Here is a 17,922-nt window from a genome sequence, read left to right as displayed (position 1 = left end):
CAGCCTTAACTTGACACCTATGCAGATGCAGCCCATTGATCCTAGTGAATTACTTGATTGGGCAACCAATTCTACAGCCTCGTTGTTTGCAACCAATGGTTTGCAGTTGGTCAGCGAGATTGAACCTGGATTGCCTCAGATAGTAGGCGATCGCAACCGTCTGCTGCAAGTCTTAATCAACCTGATTTCCAATGCCGTTAAGTTTACCGAATCTGGTTGTGTTACCTGTCGCGTCAAACAAGGAAACGAGGGTGTTTGCATCAGCGTCATCGACACGGGTATTGGGATTGCACCTGAAGACCAGCCGAAAGTATTCGAGAAATTCCGCCAAGTTGGCGACACCCTCACCGACAAACCCAAGGGCACAGGATTAGGACTGCCCATCTGTAAGCAAATCGTCGATCATCACGGCGGTAAAATCTGGGTTGAGAGTGAACCAGGGAACGGCAGCATATTCTCGTTCATCATTCCCACCTACGCCAGCGATCAAAAAAGCACTGCTAATCTGAATCTGGATACGCTAGTCAAACAACTCAAAGAACACGTCATCACCAAAAACACTGTGGTGAACCAAAACCGTAAAACCATTTTGGTTGTAGATGATGACGCTAACATTCGGGAACTGCTCCGTCAACAATTAGAAAATGAAGGCTACAACGTTCGGGAAGGGAAAGACGGTATGGATGCAATTCATCAAATAAAAACAGCCCGTCCCGATCTGATTCTCTTGGATGTGATGATGCCCCAAATCAACGGCTTTGATGTAGCAGCCGTTCTCAAAAATGATCCTCAAACCGCAGACATTCCGATCATTATTCTGTCAATTATTGAAAACAAAGAACGGGGCTACCACATTGGCATTGATCGCTATCTCACCAAGCCCATTGACACAGAGAAACTCCTGGGCGAAATTGGCTCACTACTTTATCAGGGCACTTCTAGTAAAAAGGTATTGGTTGTAGATAAAAATGCATCAGCCTTAAAAACTCTATCAGATGTACTGCAAACTCAGGGATACAGCGTCATTGAAGCCTCAGATCCGCAAGAATGCATCCATAAAGCCTTGTTAGCCAAACCTGACATGATTATTATCGATTCTATCTTCTCTCAAGAAGCCGATTTGGTGAAAACCCTACGCTTTGAGAAGGAGTTGGAAAATGTATTTTTTATTATGTTGTCAGAACAGTAATTGCTGGGACTGGGGATTAGGGACTGGGGACTGGGGGATGAGGGAGAAATATTGAACAAGTTTCTTCCCAATCCCCAATACCCAATACCCAATCCCCAATACCCAATCCCCAATACCCAATCCCCAATCCCCAACCCCTATGACCCAGAAAATTTTGATTGTTGACGATGAACCCAATATCTTGATTTTGATGGAACAAGCCTTAGAAGCATTAGAAGACGAGGGTGTTGAACTTCTAACTGCTAGAAATGGAGAAGAAGCTCTCGAAACTATTAAAACCGAAAAACCAACCCTAGTTTTTCTTGATGTGATGATGCCTAAAATGAATGGTCTGCAAGTCTGCCATATTGTAAAACACGACCTGGGAATGACTGATGTTTACATTGTGATATTGACAGCTAAGGGACAAGAATTTGATAAACAAAAAGGTATTGAGGTGGGTGCAGACTTATATCTAACTAAACCATTTCGCCCCAAAGAAGTACTTGAAAAATCAATGCAGGTGTTGGGTTTTTGAAAAAAGTCTTAAATGCTTTTCACCTGCTTTCGCGTATTTAGAATAATCGGCACAAATCTGGTTACACTTCGTTAATGGATCAACGGTTAACAGTACTCATGTCAGGGTAGCGCTCACCTGCTGCTACTCCTTTTGGTGCAACTGCTTCCAGCCGGTTCAACTCTTGTTCCGTCAGGGTAATTTCGGTAGCTGCAACATTCTCCTCTAAGTAGGTACGGCGTTTTGTACCAGGAATTGGGACAATATCTTCCCCTTGAGCGAATAGCCATGCTAGTGCAAGCTGACTCGCAGTTACTCCTTTTTCGGTGGCAATTGCCTTCACTTGCTCGACTAATTGCAGGTTCTTAGAAAAATTATCACCTTGAAAGCGAGGAGCATTTCTGCGATAGTCATCAGGTGCTAGATCATCAGGGCTAGCGATCGCACCTGATAAAAACCCTCTTCCTAATGGACTATAGGGAACAAACCCAATTCCTAATTCCCGCACAGTCGATAAAATTTCATCCTCTGGCTCTCGACTCCAAAGAGAGTATTCGGTTTGCAGTGCTGCAATGGGGTGAACTGCCACAGCCCGTCGAATCGTAGCAGGAGCGGCTTCTGAAAGCCCTAAATAACGAACTTTTCCCAGCTTAACTAACTCTGCCATTGCTCCTACAGTATCTTCAATAGGTACGGTTTGATCTACCCGATGTTGATAATACAGGTCAATCACTTCTACTCCCAGACGTTTTAGTGAGGCATCGCAAGCTTGATGGACATATTCGGGTTTGCCACTAATCCCTTTCCAACCACCATCTTCAGTGCGGACATTGCCAAATTTGGTTGCTAATACTACTTGATCACGGCGATCTTTAATTGCTTTGCCTACTAGTTGCTCATTAGTAAAAGGCCCATACATATCAGCAGTATCAAGAAAATTAACTCCAAGTTCCAATGCTCGATGAATTGTAGCGATCGCCTCAATTTCATCACGGCCACTATAGAATTCAGACATTCCCATGCAACCAAGTCCGATAGCTGAAACTTCTAACCCTTGTTTACCTAGCTTTCTGGTTCTCATAAAACAATCTCCTAGTCAGTAATTGGCCAGAGAAAATTAAGTCTTTCAGGATTATCCCTTTTCCTCTCATCAAGTCATCTACACTTAGAAGTATTTACTGATAAAAGCAGTTAAAAAATATATTGATCAAAGCTCCGAATTCAAATTGAAGAAGAATTCAGGAGTCAGAATTCAGAATTCAGGAGTCAGGAGCGGAGCCGGAGACGCTCCGCCTCCGCTCAAAATCAAGATGCTCTCTACGAGACGTTAAAAGCGTAAGCTTGCTTAATAGTAAGAGTACACCGCCGGCGCTATCGTGGACTCGCTTGCCGCCAACGCTATCCGCGACTCGTACAAAATTAATTCTAAATTCAGAATTCAGAATTCTGAATTCTGAATTCTGACTCCTGACTCCTGACTCCTGACTCCTGACTCCTGACTCCTGAATTCTGTTTCGATAAATAACAAAGGAAAAACAAGTCCGCATAACCCTGCTTATTCAGAAGCTAATTCTGGGAAAGCTTAATTTGTGAGAGCGAGAGGCTTTTGCCAGAAGGAACTAGAATTAGGAAACACCTAGCTGGGTTCTTCTGACTTTTGAAATTAGGAGTGCATGTGTGCCAAAATCCCCTAAATATTTGCTGATTGGATCAACCGAGACTTACAGCGGTAAATCTGCAACTGTTCTGGGTTTGTCTCATCAGCTACAGCAAAAAGGACTGGATATTACCTACGGTAAACCCCTCGGTACGTGTTTTAATTCGTCTAGTGGAACTGTAGTTGAGGAAGATGTCCAGTTCATCGCTCTTAGCCTCAATTTGCCGGAAAACCGCATTGCACCGACAATGCTGGCTTTGGATGAACCAAACGTGCAAAAGCGCTTACGGGGGGAAGACAAAACCGATTATCAGCAGTCCCTAATCCAGCAATATTTACATAAGTCCCAAGGAGATTTGGTGTTATTGGAGGGGCCTGGTGATTTATCCGAGGGCAATTTGTTTGACTTGTCTTTGCTGCAAATGGCTGAAGTCTTGGATGCTGGTGTGCTGTTAGTAGCCCGCTATAAATCCTTGCTTTCGGTTGAGGCGTTGTTGGCTACTAAAGGGCGTATGGGCGATCGCTTGATTGGAGTTGTGATCAATGATATCCCTGTCACCCAACTAGAAACAGTTGACACTCTCTTGCGCCCATTTTTGGAACAGCAAGGAATTCCGGTGCTAGCAATGCTGCCAAATAACGCTTTGCTCCGCAGCGTCAGTGTTGGCGAACTAGTCAAACAGTTAAAGGCTGATGTTCTCTGTCGCAACGATCGCCTAGATTTGTTGGTGGAAAGTCTGGCAATTGGAGCAATGAATGTCAACTCCGCTGTGAAATATTTCCGCAAACGCCGGAATATGGCTGTGGTAACAGGAGGCGATCGCGTGGAAATTCAGCAAGCGGCTTTAGAAACTTCTACCCAATGCTTAATTCTCACCGGGCAACTACCCCCGCCGCCGTTCATTCTCAATCGCGCTGAAGAACTAGAAATCCCCATTTTATCAGTTGACTTAGACACCCTCACCACTGTAGAAATTGTTGACCGCACTTTCGGGCAAGTCCGCCTCCACGAGCCGATTAAGGTTCAATGCGTTCGCCAGTTAATGTCTGAGCATTTTGACATTGATCGCCTGTTATCTAAACTGGGTTTGACTCCCGCAGCGGCATTGTCTTAGATTCCTCAGCCTTGACAATTAAGAGCATCTATACTCAGTTATCAGTTAGGAAGCTGTATTACTGGTGAGGGTGCAGTTGGTTCGCCGTCATCTCCCAGGGGACGGCGTGCTATTTTCTTCCGCCCCATAGCTGGGACGTGCTTAGTTGCAGCAGCTAATCCAAAGATAGGCATATTCCCGTAAATCGCCTTATATCTTCCCGGTTCTATTAAATAAGTTTCGTGCCAAATGCCAACACTGCCATCAGCACCAATGGCTTGATTAAACCTTTGCCAAGCTTTTAAATGTGCATCGGCTGGATTTCTAGCAAAACGCTCCAAATCCTCGAACGATCGCCAATACTGAATCAGTCCTACCCCTAGCCAGTACACAAAAGTTTCTCCTCCTAAAAAGCCTTTTTCAGGATTCTGATTAAGGCTTTGTAGCATGGGCGACATTGCCCTGGCTGTGGGAATCCATTTGGAAAAAGCGAATAATTTATTAACTCGCATCCCAATCAAAAACACAACAAAGGGTTCATCAATCTCGGCTGTAAATCGTCCCGGTATTACTTGAGGCATCTCTGGCTCCTTGTTGTTTAAGTTAATATGCAACTAATTGCATAAAGATATGTTTATGCAATTAGTTGCATATGTCAAGTGGTGAATTAAAAATTATGGCATTAGCGCACGCAATATTAGCGGCTCTGGTTGAGGCACCCTGTAGTGGGTATGATTTAGCAAAACGATTCGATGGCTCTGTAGGCTTTTTCTGGTCAGCAAGTCACCAGCAGATTTATCGGGAGTTGTCGAAGCTAGAAGATCAAGCATGGATCAGTTCCGAGTCGATTCTTCAAGCAGGACGCCCAGACAAAAGGCTCTACAGCGTTACAGACTTGGGAGAACAGCACCTCAAAGAGTGGATTGCTCAACCTTGTGAACCCACACCAATTAAAGATGATTTACTGGTAAAAATTTTTGCTGGACATATTGCTCCTAACCAAACTATCTTGGCAGAGCTAGAACATCACCAAAAAGCCCATCAAAAAAAATTGTCTACGTATAAGGAATTAGAACAGCGTTACTTTCAAAATCCGCAAGAACTGCCAGAAGCAGGCAAATTTCAGTATTTAACTCTCCTGAATGGCATTAGTTATGAAACACATTGGCTAGCCTGGTGTTACCAAGTAATGGAGTTACTGCAAACAATCGAAAATTAGTAGCAATGTTTAGCTCAAGTTTTTCTCGCATCTACACGCTGTTTGGTAAAATATCTGGGTCGTTTAATTCGGATTATGTCCATCTTTGAGCCAATCAACAGACCTTATTAACCTCGATACATTAGCCCAAGAACTAGCGACAATCCAGCAAACGGGTTCTAAAAGAATTGCCTTGCTGGGTTCTCGTCATGTCCCGATTACGCATCAGAATCTTATTGAAATGATGACTTATGCCCTAGTTTTATCGGGTAATAGCATCATTACTTCTGGTGCTACAGGTACAAATTCCGCTGCCATTAAGGGAGCAACGCGGGCTGATCCGAATTTGCTAACGGTGATTCTCCCTCAAAGTCTGGAACGCCAGCCTTTGGAATCGCGCCAGCAACTAGAACAAGTAATGCATTTAGTGGAAAATCCCAGTAATGATACTCTGTCCCTTGCTGAAGCTAGTTACCTGTGCAACAAGGAAATTGTCTCTCGTTGCCAACAACTGATCTGCTTTGCATTTCATGACAGCCGCACCCTGTTGCAAACTTGTCAAGATGCAGAAGAACAAAGAAAAGTAGTGACCCTGTTCTACTTTGATTAGTCATTTGTCATTTGTCCTTTGTCATTTGTCTTTTCTATTTGACTAATGACTGATGACTGATGACTATGACTAATAAACAATAACTAATAAGTAATGATAATTTTTTTGTACTCGATCGCTGCTGCTGTCGTTCTGATCTACCTGCCATTTTTGCTGGTAGCTTATGCCCGTGTGAGTATTGGGAATGAAATGTTTTCAACTCCTCGCGCTCTGTTTGATAAATTGCCACCTTATGCCCAGCGAGCTACTTGGGCACATCAGAACACCTTTGAAGCGTTTATGATATTTGCCGCAGCAGCATTGATGGCTTATGTGACTGGTGTAAATTCTTTTACAGCACAAGTAGCTGCGATCGCCTTTGTAGTGGCCCGTTTGCTATACTCAATTTTTTATATTTTGAATATACCCCTTTTGCGATCGCTGATGTTTGCTATTGGCATCCTTAGTTCTGCCACTCTAATCTTTTTGAGCATCATCCAAGCTAGTAGTTGAGGGAGACTGAGGACTAGGGACATGAGAGGGACAATGGAGACAAGGGAGAATTTACTCCCCCTATTCCTTGTCTCTTCTCTATGCCCAATACTCACTCCCCAATCTAAAATCCAAAATCTAAAATCCAAAATATTTTATGGCTTCTACTTTTTCCTTTGACATTGTGAGCGACTTTGACCGACAAGAGTTGGTTAACGCTGTCGATCAAGTTGTAAGAGACATCAAAGGTCGTTACGACCTCAAAGACACTCAAACTACTGTCGAGTTAGTCGAAGAAAGTATTAACGTTAGTACTGACAGCGAGTTTACCTTAGATTCTGTACATACCATTCTGCGGGAAAAAGCCGCCAAGCGTAACCTCTCCCAGAAAATCTTTGATTTTGGCAAAGTGGAATCAGCCAGTGGTAATCGCGTGCGTCAAGAAATTAAACTCCAAAAAGGCATAAGTCAAGAAATTGCCAAACAAATTTCCAAATTGATTCGCGACGAATTCAAAAAGGTACAAGCCTCAATTCAAGGTGATGCTGTGCGGGTTTCTGCCAAATCTAAAGATGACTTGCAAGTTGTTATGCAACGCCTAAAACAAGAAGACTATCCAGTTGCTTTGCAATTTACAAATTATCGCTAAAAGATTCGTAATTCGTAATTCTTAACTACGAATTACGAATTACGTTAGCGACGCAGGAGCGTCATTACGAATTATTTTAAGATCCTCCGCCAATACTTTTTTGAAATGCCGGACGCTCAGATAACTGCTTCATGTAGCTCAACACCGCTGGGTAAGAACTTAGGTCTAGCTTCAGCATAACGGGAATGTAATTCAGAATAGACCCCACTGCCACATCAGCAACAGTGAATTCATTACCCAGCAAAAAAGGTTGCTTACTGAAAATTTCATTTAACGGAGTCAACAAACGGGGCATTTCCCGCTCCCGATTTGCTTCTATAAAAATTCCTGGCCCAAGGGTAGCATTGGCAAACAACACCCATTGGGAAAATAGAGCACGTTCTTGGGGTGAAAGTGTAGTTTTACTATACTTATCGGCAAGATACAGCAAAATTGCCCCAGATTCCCAAAGCTGAAAATCCCCATCAACGATTGCTGGAACTTTACCAACTGGGTTAATTGCCAAATATTCAGGCTTGAGATGTTCACCCGCCTGCATATCAAGCTTGACAAATTCGTAAGGAACTTCTAGTTCCTCTAAATACCAGTGAACAATTGAGGCTCGACTACGAGCGCCGCCGTAAAGTTTTAGCATAATTACTTAAAGAACTTTGTGAGTGTGAGAATGCTGTTTAATGTTGTCTTCTTTGGTGACAACTCTCGCGGCATTTAATACTCGCTTACGCTCAATAGAATACTTGAATTCAGTGTAATTTGTACCTAAGGGAATCAGTGATTTTGCAGATTCACGACGCTTGTAGGTACGAGCGGCTGCAAATGCTCGTGGCACAAATTCCTCTCCAAACTGAGCCGACTCTGGGAAGCCCTCTGGCAGGAATTGTGAATCGCCATCCAGCACAGATCCCAAAGTTGTTGCATGAGCCAGCTTATAGGAGGTAGGAATGCCCTTTAACAGAGCTTCCAAAGCCGCAGAGGGAATTGGTTCTATAACTTCGATTTGATAAACTTCTCCATCTTCTTTGACGAAGCAGGTTGCCAAGCCGATAACAATGTAATCATCGGTTGCTAAATCTGGGGCATTGGGATAAGAAATTGCAGTTGTCATCGGAAAATCTCTCAAAAATTAAATGCAGGGATTGGGGATGGTGGCAATACTGCTAGGATAAGCATTTTGAACTCGGAATTGGGTTTGGGGAAAAGGTTAAAGGGTAAAGGTTAAAGGTTTTTTCTTTCCCCTTTGCCCTTACCCTTTCCCCCAAAATCCGACAAGTATTGGGGATGGTGGGGCCCCCTCTGGGGATAAGGGGTAATGGGGATTAGGGATTGGGGATTGAGAAGAAACAAGGGAGAGAGGGAGTGAATTCTCCACAGTTCCCAGTCCCTAGTCCCCAGTCCCGTGTCCCGTGTCCTATTTCTCATCTCTAACGAACGGCTTGTTGGCATTCTACCAATTTGTCGCTCTCACTACTTGACTAGTCTTTGAGATTGGCATCTGCCATTTCTGGAATTCACCTTCGGGATCAAGTATCCATGATTAGGGTTGAGGAGCGATCGCTTCTTTAGGGCATAGATTTCTACTGGTGTGAGTAGTTAAAATTCAGTCTTGGGATGGCTTTCAAGTAACCATAAATACCTTAAAAATAAACACAGTAGTAAAACCACTTTTAGCAAAAAACTAGAATTTGATTTCACAAAGCAGTGATTTCAGGCAGGGAAAAATGAATATTCACTCATTTTTAGCTGACGATGACCAGCAAAATAAGAAATACAAGTATGTTCTAAATAATACAAATAAAGTCCAAGATGAGAGGAAAAACGATCGCAGCGAATCGACTTTAGAGGATAGCTACTTCCGCTCTTGTGCTTTGAGGTTGGCTCAACAAGGAGATTATACTGAGGCGATCGCACTTTTAACCCAACTAATTTTCCGCCATCCCTACAATGCCATTGATTACAACAACCGGGGGCTGATTTATTTCCAAAGTGGTGAAATACAAAAAGCGCTTTGCGACTATAATACTGCCCTCAAACTTAATCCTGACTTGGCTAGTGCTTATAATAATCGAGCAAATTACTACGCAGCTTGTGGAGAATTAGCAGTAGCACTTGCCGACTACGATCAAGCCATTGATTTGAATCCTCGCCATGTCCGGGCATGGATTAACCGAGGCATTACCTGGCGTGATTTGGGGCAATATGAGGAGGCAATTGAGAATTTTGAGGTAGTACTGCTTTTCGGTCAACTAGAAGGTCATATCTGGGCTGAACGTGGCAGGACTTACCATCTTTGGGGCGACTGGAATTGTGCGATCGCTGATTATCGTCGCGCCCTCACTCAACTGCCCTCTCTCGACAACAGTAAGAATATTACTGCTTATCGCTTGCGTTTACAACTCGAAAATTGGCTAAACGAGTTGCTATCTGAATCAGCGTCCTAGTTGGTAGATTAGTCCTTCTGGGGGATTCAAAATTCAAAATAATTGATTAAATTTTGAATTATAGTTTAGTGACGCTGTATCGCTAATGACTAATAGATGATAACTACATAGCTATTCAAAAATTAGCTATTAACCATTATTTATTAGCAATAATATAAATTAACACCCGGTTTATACGTAGCCTGAATTAGAAAAAACCGAAATAATCCTAAATTCGCTATTTGTCTTAGGGTAATGACTCTGTTTGTTCATTTTCTCGGCGATCCGGATTCATCAAGACCACGCGACGCTGACTGGGATCAAATCGATATCCTTGTTGTTGTCTAATACTTTTAGCTTGCTGAGGATCGAAGTTGCGGCTAAATTCCGCTTGCAAACCATTGACGTGTCCTTCCATTAACTTGACTTCAGTACCAATTTCTCGCAACTTTCCTTGCTGTGACCAATGATAAGGCAGAAGTTGTGCTAGGGCAGATGCCGCAACGGCTGTAATCACAAGATTAACCGCTATCTTGGCTGTGCTTTCCAGCGCCATCATCTGGTAAGAACGTTGACGAAGATGCCGTTTTGGTCTAGGGATGACCCGGCGTTTTTGTATAGGTTGTGACGGTGGTCTGGACGGTTGAATCGCGTTCATGATGCTAAAAAATAACCTCGCTTAGTGAAGGGAAGCACTATGAAGAGTGCTGAGTTATGAGTTATGAGTGCTGAGTGGGAAATCTTACTCAGCACTGGCTCAACGCCCTGCTACCGCTAACAGCACTTAGCATTCAGATATCAGAACTCTTGAATGCTTGATTTAGCTGTCATATTACTTCATTTTTTTGAAATAGCTACAAGTGTTGCACTAGTTAAAAAATAACCTGGCTTACGTAAGTGCAAGGTTTCTAGCTACTTATGGTATAAAACCACAAGGTGTAGAAATTGCACCCCGTACTGCCAGGATTATTAGCTTTTCAACTGTGTCACATCGGAACGTTATTTGTAAAGTTCTGTGGCTAATCGCCAAGCTAGAACTCCTGGGATCAGCGCCACAACTAGAGCGATGTAGACTTGAGTATCTGAGATGGAAGATATCTGAGCGATGTACAGAGTATCTAAGATAGGCATGGCTGAAAACCTCCTAACCAGAATAGATTTTGAACAGTTCGTTTACTACTTTTCCTTGTTTTGCCAAAATTGTGGAATATCTTGTAACAAGATGCAACAAAAGCAGTTATTAATCAGTAGTCATTAGTTATTCGACCTGAGAAAAATTTATAAAAATATGAATTTATATTTGGGTATCGACTTCGGCACCTCTGGCGCACGCGGCATAGTAATTGACGAGGAAGCTTCTTCTATCCAGGCTGAGGTGCGATATCCCTTCCAGGACTCAGGAGACGCTGTTAAGCCAAGTTTTTGGCAGGAGGCTTTGTTTGTGCTGGTGGAACGAATACCTGAAGAATTGCGGCGAGAAATTAAAGCGATCGCAATTAACGGTACTTCTTCCACCGTCTTGCTGGTTGATGCTGCTGGCAATCCTGTAGATGCACCACTGCTGTATAACGATGCACGGGGATCAGTGGTAATAGAGGATTTGAGAAGTATCGCGCCCCCCAATCATACCGTATTGAGTGCCACCTCCAGCCTAGCCAAACTAATGTGGATGAGGCGATTACCTACTTTTAGTGAAGCTAGATATTTCCTACATCAAGCAGATTGGCTGGCGTTTCTCCTACATGGGTATTTAGGTATTAGCGATTACCACAATGCTTTAAAGCTTGGTTATGACGTGGAAGAGTTGAAATACCCAGAATGGCTAGAAAATTTACAAATACCGATTCAGCTACCCAAAGTTTTACCTCCTGGGACTCCGATTGCAGAATTACACCCTGAAATTGCAGATAAGTTAGGTTTACCCAGTGATTGTTTGGTATGTGCTGGTACAACAGATAGTATTGCCGCTTTTCTCGCCAGTGGGGCAAAATTACCTGGTGAAGCCGTAACTTCCCTTGGTTCAACGTTGGTACTAAAGTTGTTAAGTCGTACCCGTGTAGAAGATGTTAGATACGGAATTTATAGCCATCGTTTGGGTAATCTGTGGCTGACTGGTGGTGCTTCTAATACTGGAGGTGCAGTACTTAAGCAATTTTTCACCAGCGCTGAGTTAGCTAGCCTTAGTTGTGAGATTGATCCATCAAAAGCCAGTGAGTTAGATTATTATCCGTTGTTGAAGGCAGGCGATCGCTTTCCCATTAATGATCCCAATCTACCCCCACGATTGGAACCACGCCCAGATCATCCAGTGGAATTTCTGCATGGGTTGTTAGAAAGTATTACCCGCATAGAAGCGCGAGGATATGAATTATTACAGCAAATGGGTGCAGACAAGGTGAGCCGTGTTTACACTGCTGGCGGTGGCGCGGCGAATAATATCTGGACTGCAATTAGGGCGCGTAATTTGCAGGTTCCTGTAGTACCGTCAGTGTATACAGAAGCCGCCTACGGGACAGCGCTGTTGGCGATGCGGGGAATGAAAAAAGGACACGGGGACGGGTGTGTAATGGGAAAGTGTTCAAAAATTCTAGGAATTACGAACTGTACAAATGACTTTTGAAGAAGAATTCAGAAATCAGAATTCAGGAGTCAGAATGAAGACGCTCTCTACGAGACGCTACGCGTAGCTTGCTTCTCTGTAAGAGTACGCGGACTCGCTAACGCTGCGCTATCCACCAGTCGCACAAAATACTCAACTGAATTCTGGCTCCTGACTCCTGAATTCTGTTTCGATAAGGAAAATGCTAAAAACCCTGTAGCGTCTCTCCTTGGGAGAAGCTACGCGAACAGTCCAGAAATGAAAGCTTTTTTAGAGGCTTAAGCCTCCAGTAATGTTTTGTTTTAGTTCCCCTCCCCGCTCTCACCCAGGAATTTTGAGTTAGTTGAGTAATAGTTATCCTTACCCTCTTTTCGCAGATATCTTCTAAATCCGTATGTATCCCAGTGACAATCGGCATATCTCGGCCGATACTCAAATTATTAGATACCGGACTATAGGATTCCAGGTTGATCATCTGGGCAGCTATTCGGGGATGGGTGCTTCGCCACAAGCGAATGTCATCTATCCCCTTTACTAATTGGTGTGAGTTTTAAAGTAATACCATTGCGAAGCTAATGGGTGTATTAAGGCGATCGCAATCATGGCAGAAAACGCCAAATTATAGGTTGAAAGTAACCGGATGTTGCGGCGCTACAGTGTAGAAGCTAATGACAGCAAGCGTAACACGGAGACTAAAAAGTGCAAATCACTAAGCGCAATGTTGAGTTGAGAGTAGATGGCAGCCTAATGCGTGTTTATGTTGCGGCTCCGAAAGCAGCAGGGAAATACCCTGGTATTGTCTTCTACAGTGATATTTATCAGTTAGGTGATCCAATGATTCGTCTAGCTAACTACTTAGCAGGATACGGCTATGTAGTAGCAGCCCCAGAAATTTTTCACCGAATTGAGCCAGTTGGTTCAGTAATTGAGCCAGACGATTTGGGACGGATGCGGGGTAATGACGATGCTCGTCGCACCTCGGTAGCTGATTATGATGCCGATTGCCTTGCTGTGATTGAATTTCTGAAAACAGAGAGTGCGGTTTCTCCAAATCAAATAGGCACTCTCGGCTTTTGTATTGGTGGACATTTAGCTTTCCGCGCCGCATTTCAAAGCGAAATTCGGGCTTCTGTCTGCTGTTACCCGACTGGTATTCCCAGTGGTAAACTTGGTAAGGAGGTAGCCGATACAATCCAGCGAGTAAGTGAAATCCAAGGCGAGATGCTCATGGTGTTCGGTACTCTTGACCCTCACATCCCAGATAGCGATCGCCAAACCATAATAAAAGCAATTGAGAGTGCTAATATACCTCATCAAGTTGTCTCGTATGAAGCAGAACATACATTCATGCGCGACGACGGTTATCGTTATGATTCTAGTGCTACCACCGCTGCTTGGTCTGAAATAATAACTTTCTTGGGGCGCATATTTGCCAACTGAAAACTCCTATTATTGCTTTCTTCGCATCAATTTTGAGTTGTTTGCAATGCCAACAAAGCAGCACCATAAGCAGGATCATACCTCGGAAAAATTACGTTTACATTAGGAAACTTGTTAACAAGAGACGCTGCAAATCTCTCATACATCTTGCATCTACTGCGCCACACGCTCCCCGTGGTGACTACTTCTAAAACTGAGTCAGCACTAAAAATTGCATCAATTACTGTGGATGTAGCTTTCACTAATTCTTTGACAGCATCATCAATTATCATGTTCGCTAAGATATCACCTGAAGCTGCGGCAAAATCTACAATTGGTGCTAAAGCAGCTATCTGTTTAACTCCCCATTCTCGCCGATATATTACTTCTATTAAATCTTCTATACTTTCCAAATCAAGATGCTGTTTGAAGCTCTCTACCAAGTTCGTTGACATCTCTCGTCCATCATAAGATTTTAATGCTGCATTCATACCAGCCACAGCAATTTTATAAGCGCTACCTTCATCTCCTAAAATATACCCCCAGCCGCCAACTCGTTTGGTATATCCCTGATGATTTCGCCCGAAAACTATCGAACCAGTACCTACTGCAACCACAATTCCTACAGGTTGACCGATTCCACCAACTAAAGCAATTAAAGCATCGTTACAAATTACAATATTAGCTGGCTGTAACGCCCAAGTTATAGGCAGATATTTGTTATTCTGTAACTCTTGGACTAGACCTTTTACTACTTCGATATCTGCGGTACGACCTACACCTGCTAAACCCAAACATATCGCTTCAATATTCACAGTATTTGCAATTATTTCTGCCTCAACTGCGTTGTGAATTGCAGATTGAATAGACTGTAGAGTGGTTTCAATACCTATACTTTGATAGTTAGACGGGCCAGCTTCACCACGACCTAGAATTTGATGCAAATCATCCATCAAAATACAAACAGTCTTGCTACCGCCGCCATCTATTCCCAAAACATAACTCATGATCTGTAATTATGTTAATTATTCTGACGCTTGGGTTCTTCTTTTAAAGGGATGAAAAAGAGAGCAATCATCCCAGGAATAGTCAGCAAACAAACCAAAATAAAAAATAATGGATAGCCAAATGCTTTTTGCAGATAACCGCTAATTAAACCTGGTAACATCATTCCTAAAGCCATAATGCCAGTGGAGATAGCAAAATGAGAAGTTTTATATTCGCCTTGGCAAATATACATTAAATAAACACTAAAAGCGGTAAATCCAAAACCATATCCAAATTGCTCTAAGGAAACCAAGGGATACACTAATGTTAGTGAAGGTTGACTGTAAGCCATATACACATAAAATATATCAGGTAAGTTCAAAGCTAAAGCCATAGGAAACAGACACTTTTTTAATCCATATTTTGAAATTAGTAAACCTCCTAATATCCCTCCGCAAATCAGGGAAATTACCCCAAATGTTCCGTATACTAATCCGACATCTGATGTAGATAGCCCTAAGCCTCCTACTTCTGGCTTGTCTAATAAAAATAAAGAAGCTATCTTGACAAGCATTGCTTCGCCAAGTCTGTAAAGCAAGATAAATGCTAAAATATTTATAATTTTATCCTGAGCAAAATATGAACTAATAATTGACCAGAAAGGTATATTTTCTCTAGTTTTTATTTGCCGTTGTTCATCTGATTCAGGTAAGGGTAAAATTAAGCGATGCGAAATAAACAGGATTGCTAAAATTAAAGCTGAGAAACTAATAGCTATAGTCCAGCTTAAAGGAATGTTGTTAAGAGATACTTCAAGCTGACCTGCTAAAACTACTAATATTCCAGATCCAAAAATAACAGCCATTCTATAAAATAGTGAGCGGATGCCAACAAAAAAGGCTTGTTGTTCTGGAGATAAAGCCAGCAAATAGAAGCCATCTGTGGCAATATCATAAGTTGCAGAAATAAATGCTCCTATTGTTAGTGTTGCGAGGGAAATGAAAAAGAAATTTGGTAGTTGTAAGGAGAAAGCTATCAACCCTAAACAACCAAACATGGCAAATTGGGTATAAAGTATCCATTGACGTTTGGTAGAGTAAATATCGACAATTGGGCCCCAAAACATTTTGATTACCCAAGGGAGATAAAGAAAACTTGTCCACAAAGCAATTTGCGTATTATCTATTCCCAGTTTTTTGTAAAAGATTACGGAAACTGTGTTGATGATGACGTAAGGTATGCCGGAGGCGAAATATAAGGTGGGGATGAAAGTCCAAGGAGAAGTTGTTTGATTTTTCATGGATTTGGTTCCAAACTCTGGCTTTTTGCCATCAGTAAAACCTTGTTGCTATGCTTTCCCACTTTCCATAATGCAATACGGTTTAGTTAAGGGTTATTGGTGTAGATAATTGGTCTTTTAAGACGCGATTCATCGCGTCTCTACATCAGGGTTTTGTCGCTCATTCTGAACTGTATTGTTCCATATCCGGTATGTCTGACTACGGCGTTCCGGGACTGGGGACTAGGAAGAGTTTTCGGGAGCATCTCAGTTTTGCAAATATACCTGGCGATTAGAAATCGCGGCTACACAAACGAAGTCCGCCTGCGCGGACTTAAGAAATTGGAAACCCGCGTAGGCGTGTAAAATCTGACAGCAAATGTCAAGCAAAGGTAGAAAAACCTAGATTCGGTGGAATATCCTGAATCCGTCCAGGCCCGATCGCTCGTAATGCTTCTTTGAGTAAAATATCCCCAGTATACAAAGCACGTCCGACAATCACACCAGTCACGCCTTGAGGTTCTAACGCCAATAAACTCAACAAGTCGGTGACAGAACTTACCCCGCCAGAGGCAATTATCGGGATGGAAATTGCCGCTGCAAGTTCTCGCAAAGCTTCCAAATTCGGGCCTGTGAGTGTACCGTCTCGGTGGATATCTGTGTAAATTATGGCGGCTGCACCCAATTCTTGCATTTGTACAGCCAATTGGGTTGCTAAAACTTCTGAGGTTTCTAACCAACCGCGAGTTGCTACTAGGCCGTTACGGGCATCAATACCGATGATAATTTGTTCGGGAAATTCTTCACAGAGTTCTTGTACTAGCTGGGGTTGTTCTACGGCGATGGTGCCAAGAATTGCCCACTGTATGCCGATATTGAATACTTGTTGCACGCTGGTGCGATCGCGCAATCCTCCACCAATTTCAATGGGCACTGACACCGCATGAGCGATCGCTTCAATTGCCCCCAAGTTTACTACTTTACCTGCTTTGGCCCCATCCAAATCAACTATATGCAATCTGGTAGCACCTTCATCTACCCACTGTTTGGCAACATCAGCAGGATTTTCGCTAAAAACTTGCGAGCGATCGTAATCTCCCTGATACAGTCGCACACAGTGACCTTCTAGTAAATCAATCGCTGGAATTACGTCCATTTAATTTTTCCTCTAAACTCAATGCAATCAAAATGCTAGCTATAGCTGAATTTACTATTTTTCATTTTTTATTTGTAATTGCCGTACAGCTTGTCCAAAACCCAGCACAAGCAAGATATTTGAAAGCGTCAAAAATACTTCTGCACCACCGTGCAACCAATCTACATTGGCCAAAGACTCGCCATAATGCAATTGGGCGTAAATTCCGGCGGGGATGGTGATGGCAACAAAGACGAGAGTGCCGTAAAATCCATACAGCGCTAAACGCGGCATTTGCGGACTGCGGCTGATAAACCACAAGAAACCCAAATAGGGAAACAGTGAAAGTGCAAACAGGGTTTCTTTAGAAATCATTGCTCTGATTTGATAGGTTCTGGTTCAACAGTGTTAGAAGATTTGGTAGAACGCCAAATCAAATACGCCGCTGCCCAAAGCGTAAAATTACCAACTAAGGTCATGGTAGCTTGAAGCGTTACCATCCATTCTAGAGATTCGGCGTTGTCGAAATAATGCCAGGTACAGGCACACATAGCGCTGACTAAAGCTGGTAACATGGCAAGGGACAATCCCCACCAATTACGGTTATTAGTGAGTTCGCCGTAAGTCCAGATTAACCAAATGGCGACAATCCACTCAATAACGCTAGAAACATGAATAATCCAGGTGGGAATCGATAGGACGTGCATAGAGTGGGGAGTGGG

At 42.9% G+C, this 17,922-nt stretch carries 21 protein-coding genes; 10 read left to right on the top strand and 11 right to left on the bottom strand.

The window, feature by feature from the left end; all coding sequences use genetic code 11:
• Both A4S05_RS27040 and A4S05_RS27035 read left to right on the top strand, forming a co-directional pair.
• Positions 1-1,189 (top strand): response regulator (locus A4S05_RS27040; RefSeq protein WP_141699816.1); only part of this gene is annotated, 1,189 nt, incomplete at its 5' end.
• A gap of 139 nt (positions 1,190-1,328) precedes the next feature.
• Entirely contained in the window at positions 1,329-1,706 is a 378-nt protein-coding gene (locus A4S05_RS27035; RefSeq protein WP_069072871.1) for a response regulator transcription factor, read from the top strand.
• Positions 1,707-1,785: 79 nt separating this feature from the next.
• Here A4S05_RS27035 and A4S05_RS27030 read toward each other — a convergent pair whose 3' ends face one another.
• Positions 1,786-2,766, bottom strand: coding sequence for an aldo/keto reductase (locus tag A4S05_RS27030; protein WP_069072870.1), 981 nt, complete (start codon positions 2,764-2,766; stop codon positions 1,786-1,788).
• A 596-nt stretch (positions 2,767-3,362) separates the two neighbouring features.
• Between A4S05_RS27030 and A4S05_RS27025 the strand changes: the two genes are divergently transcribed.
• Positions 3,363-4,457, top strand: a complete 1,095-nt coding sequence (locus tag A4S05_RS27025; RefSeq protein ID WP_069072869.1) for a phosphotransacetylase family protein — start codon at positions 3,363-3,365, stop codon at positions 4,455-4,457.
• A 41-nt stretch (positions 4,458-4,498) separates the two neighbouring features.
• On the opposite strand, the gene A4S05_RS27020 is transcribed toward A4S05_RS27025, so the two are convergent.
• The gene (locus tag A4S05_RS27020; RefSeq protein ID WP_069072868.1) at positions 4,499-5,017 is read right to left on the bottom strand and encodes a DUF4188 domain-containing protein; all 519 of its coding nucleotides are present in this window, start codon (positions 5,015-5,017) and stop codon (positions 4,499-4,501) included.
• A 95-nt stretch (positions 5,018-5,112) separates the two neighbouring features.
• Here A4S05_RS27020 and A4S05_RS27015 point away from each other — a divergent pair, with 95 nt between their 5' ends.
• The 4 genes from A4S05_RS27015 to A4S05_RS27000 all read left to right on the top strand — a co-directional run bounded on the left by A4S05_RS27015 (position 5,113) and on the right by A4S05_RS27000 (position 7,364).
• On the top strand, positions 5,113-5,655 hold the full coding sequence (locus tag A4S05_RS27015) for a PadR family transcriptional regulator (protein WP_069072876.1): 543 nt from the start codon (positions 5,113-5,115) through the stop codon (positions 5,653-5,655).
• An 85-nt stretch (positions 5,656-5,740) separates the two neighbouring features.
• The gene (locus A4S05_RS27010) at positions 5,741-6,244 is read left to right on the top strand and encodes a DNA recombination-mediator protein A (RefSeq protein ID WP_069072867.1); all 504 of its coding nucleotides are present in this window, start codon (positions 5,741-5,743) and stop codon (positions 6,242-6,244) included.
• Positions 6,245-6,337: 93 nt separating this feature from the next.
• Positions 6,338-6,736 (top strand): MAPEG family protein, encoded by a 399-nt coding sequence (locus A4S05_RS27005; protein ID WP_069072866.1) that lies wholly within the window; start codon positions 6,338-6,340, stop codon positions 6,734-6,736.
• A 136-nt stretch (positions 6,737-6,872) separates the two neighbouring features.
• Positions 6,873-7,364: a YajQ family cyclic di-GMP-binding protein gene (locus A4S05_RS27000; protein WP_069072865.1), complete on the top strand. Its 492-nt coding sequence runs from the start codon at positions 6,873-6,875 to the stop codon at positions 7,362-7,364.
• Positions 7,365-7,440: 76 nt separating this feature from the next.
• On the opposite strand, the gene A4S05_RS26995 is transcribed toward A4S05_RS27000, so the two are convergent.
• Together A4S05_RS26995 and A4S05_RS26990 are read right to left on the bottom strand one after the other, a co-directional pair.
• Complete coding sequence (locus tag A4S05_RS26995) at positions 7,441-7,998, bottom strand: glutathione S-transferase family protein (protein ID WP_069072864.1); 558 nt, start codon at positions 7,996-7,998, stop codon at positions 7,441-7,443.
• Between the two features lie 6 nt (positions 7,999-8,004).
• A complete protein-coding gene (locus A4S05_RS26990) occupies positions 8,005-8,469 on the bottom strand; it encodes a hypothetical protein (protein WP_069072863.1) in 465 nt (154 codons plus the stop codon).
• A 613-nt stretch (positions 8,470-9,082) separates the two neighbouring features.
• Between A4S05_RS26990 and A4S05_RS26985 the strand changes: the two genes are divergently transcribed.
• Positions 9,083-9,802 (top strand): tetratricopeptide repeat protein, encoded by a 720-nt coding sequence (locus tag A4S05_RS26985; RefSeq protein WP_069072862.1) that lies wholly within the window; start codon positions 9,083-9,085, stop codon positions 9,800-9,802.
• 226 nt (positions 9,803-10,028) lie between these two features.
• Here A4S05_RS26985 and A4S05_RS26980 read toward each other — a convergent pair whose 3' ends face one another.
• Entirely contained in the window at positions 10,029-10,439 is a 411-nt protein-coding gene (locus A4S05_RS26980; RefSeq protein WP_069072861.1) for a slr1601 family putative cell division protein, read from the bottom strand.
• A gap of 341 nt (positions 10,440-10,780) precedes the next feature.
• The gene (gene psaM, locus A4S05_RS26975; RefSeq protein ID WP_040630342.1) at positions 10,781-10,870 is read right to left on the bottom strand and encodes a photosystem I reaction center subunit XII; all 90 of its coding nucleotides are present in this window, start codon (positions 10,868-10,870) and stop codon (positions 10,781-10,783) included.
• Positions 10,871-11,069: 199 nt separating this feature from the next.
• On the opposite strand from psaM, the gene A4S05_RS26970 reads away from it, so the two are divergent.
• Both A4S05_RS26970 and A4S05_RS26965 read left to right on the top strand, forming a co-directional pair.
• Positions 11,070-12,401, top strand: a complete 1,332-nt coding sequence (locus tag A4S05_RS26970; RefSeq protein WP_084227285.1) for an FGGY-family carbohydrate kinase — start codon at positions 11,070-11,072, stop codon at positions 12,399-12,401.
• A gap of 678 nt (positions 12,402-13,079) precedes the next feature.
• Positions 13,080-13,820, top strand: coding sequence for a dienelactone hydrolase family protein (locus A4S05_RS26965; protein WP_069072860.1), 741 nt, complete (start codon positions 13,080-13,082; stop codon positions 13,818-13,820).
• A 26-nt stretch (positions 13,821-13,846) separates the two neighbouring features.
• On the opposite strand, the gene A4S05_RS26960 is transcribed toward A4S05_RS26965, so the two are convergent.
• The 5 genes from A4S05_RS26960 to A4S05_RS26940 form a co-directional block, all read right to left on the bottom strand.
• Positions 13,847-14,806 (bottom strand): N-acetylglucosamine kinase, encoded by a 960-nt coding sequence (locus A4S05_RS26960; protein ID WP_069072859.1) that lies wholly within the window; start codon positions 14,804-14,806, stop codon positions 13,847-13,849.
• Positions 14,807-14,820: 14 nt separating this feature from the next.
• On the bottom strand, positions 14,821-16,086 hold the full coding sequence (locus A4S05_RS26955; protein ID WP_084227283.1) for an MFS transporter: 1,266 nt from the start codon (positions 16,084-16,086) through the stop codon (positions 14,821-14,823).
• A gap of 361 nt (positions 16,087-16,447) precedes the next feature.
• Positions 16,448-17,221, bottom strand: coding sequence for a 1-(5-phosphoribosyl)-5-[(5-phosphoribosylamino)methylideneamino]imidazole-4-carboxamide isomerase (gene hisA, locus A4S05_RS26950; RefSeq protein ID WP_069072858.1), 774 nt, complete (start codon positions 17,219-17,221; stop codon positions 16,448-16,450).
• Between the two features lie 54 nt (positions 17,222-17,275).
• Positions 17,276-17,575, bottom strand: a complete 300-nt coding sequence (locus A4S05_RS26945) for a DUF3593 domain-containing protein (RefSeq protein WP_069072857.1) — start codon at positions 17,573-17,575, stop codon at positions 17,276-17,278.
• On the bottom strand, positions 17,572-17,907 hold the full coding sequence (locus A4S05_RS26940) for a DUF2499 domain-containing protein (protein WP_069072856.1): 336 nt from the start codon (positions 17,905-17,907) through the stop codon (positions 17,572-17,574). Before A4S05_RS26940 ends, A4S05_RS26945 begins: the two co-directional genes overlap by 4 nt.
• Positions 17,908-17,922: the final 15 nt, after the last annotated feature.

It is taken from the genome of Nostoc sp. KVJ20 (genome assembly GCF_001712795.1).
Lineage (GTDB): Bacteria > Cyanobacteriota > Cyanobacteriia > Cyanobacteriales > Nostocaceae > Nostoc.
The sequence above is the reverse complement of the archived record's forward strand: the minus strand, read 5'-3'. Positions and strand labels throughout refer to the sequence as shown.

What these genes read in the sequence shown, in the direction of transcription:
- A4S05_RS26990 (WP_069072863.1), bottom strand. Translation starts at nt 8,469, where the DNA reads ATGACAACTGCAATTTCTTATCCCAATGCCCCAGATTTAGCAACCGAT.
- A4S05_RS27020 (WP_069072868.1), bottom strand. Translation starts at nt 5,017, where the DNA reads ATGCCTCAAGTAATACCGGGACGATTTACAGCCGAGATTGATGAACCC.
- A4S05_RS26955 (WP_084227283.1), bottom strand. Translation starts at nt 16,086, where the DNA reads ATGAAAAATCAAACAACTTCTCCTTGGACTTTCATCCCCACCTTATAT.
- A4S05_RS26940 (WP_069072856.1), bottom strand. Translation starts at nt 17,907, where the DNA reads ATGCACGTCCTATCGATTCCCACCTGGATTATTCATGTTTCTAGCGTT.
- A4S05_RS27030 (WP_069072870.1), bottom strand. Translation starts at nt 2,766, where the DNA reads ATGAGAACCAGAAAGCTAGGTAAACAAGGGTTAGAAGTTTCAGCTATC.
- A4S05_RS26980 (WP_069072861.1), bottom strand. Translation starts at nt 10,439, where the DNA reads ATGAACGCGATTCAACCGTCCAGACCACCGTCACAACCTATACAAAAA.
- A4S05_RS26985 (WP_069072862.1), top strand. Translation starts at nt 9,083, where the DNA reads ATGAATATTCACTCATTTTTAGCTGACGATGACCAGCAAAATAAGAAA.
- hisA (WP_069072858.1), bottom strand. Translation starts at nt 17,221, where the DNA reads ATGGACGTAATTCCAGCGATTGATTTACTAGAAGGTCACTGTGTGCGA.
- A4S05_RS26960 (WP_069072859.1), bottom strand. Translation starts at nt 14,806, where the DNA reads ATGAGTTATGTTTTGGGAATAGATGGCGGCGGTAGCAAGACTGTTTGT.
- A4S05_RS26970 (WP_084227285.1), top strand. Translation starts at nt 11,070, where the DNA reads ATGAATTTATATTTGGGTATCGACTTCGGCACCTCTGGCGCACGCGGC.
- A4S05_RS26995 (WP_069072864.1), bottom strand. Translation starts at nt 7,998, where the DNA reads ATGCTAAAACTTTACGGCGGCGCTCGTAGTCGAGCCTCAATTGTTCAC.
- A4S05_RS27000 (WP_069072865.1), top strand. Translation starts at nt 6,873, where the DNA reads ATGGCTTCTACTTTTTCCTTTGACATTGTGAGCGACTTTGACCGACAA.
- A4S05_RS27005 (WP_069072866.1), top strand. Translation starts at nt 6,338, where the DNA reads ATGATAATTTTTTTGTACTCGATCGCTGCTGCTGTCGTTCTGATCTAC.
- A4S05_RS26945 (WP_069072857.1), bottom strand. Translation starts at nt 17,575, where the DNA reads ATGATTTCTAAAGAAACCCTGTTTGCACTTTCACTGTTTCCCTATTTG.
- A4S05_RS27035 (WP_069072871.1), top strand. Translation starts at nt 1,329, where the DNA reads ATGACCCAGAAAATTTTGATTGTTGACGATGAACCCAATATCTTGATT.
- A4S05_RS27015 (WP_069072876.1), top strand. Translation starts at nt 5,113, where the DNA reads ATGGCATTAGCGCACGCAATATTAGCGGCTCTGGTTGAGGCACCCTGT.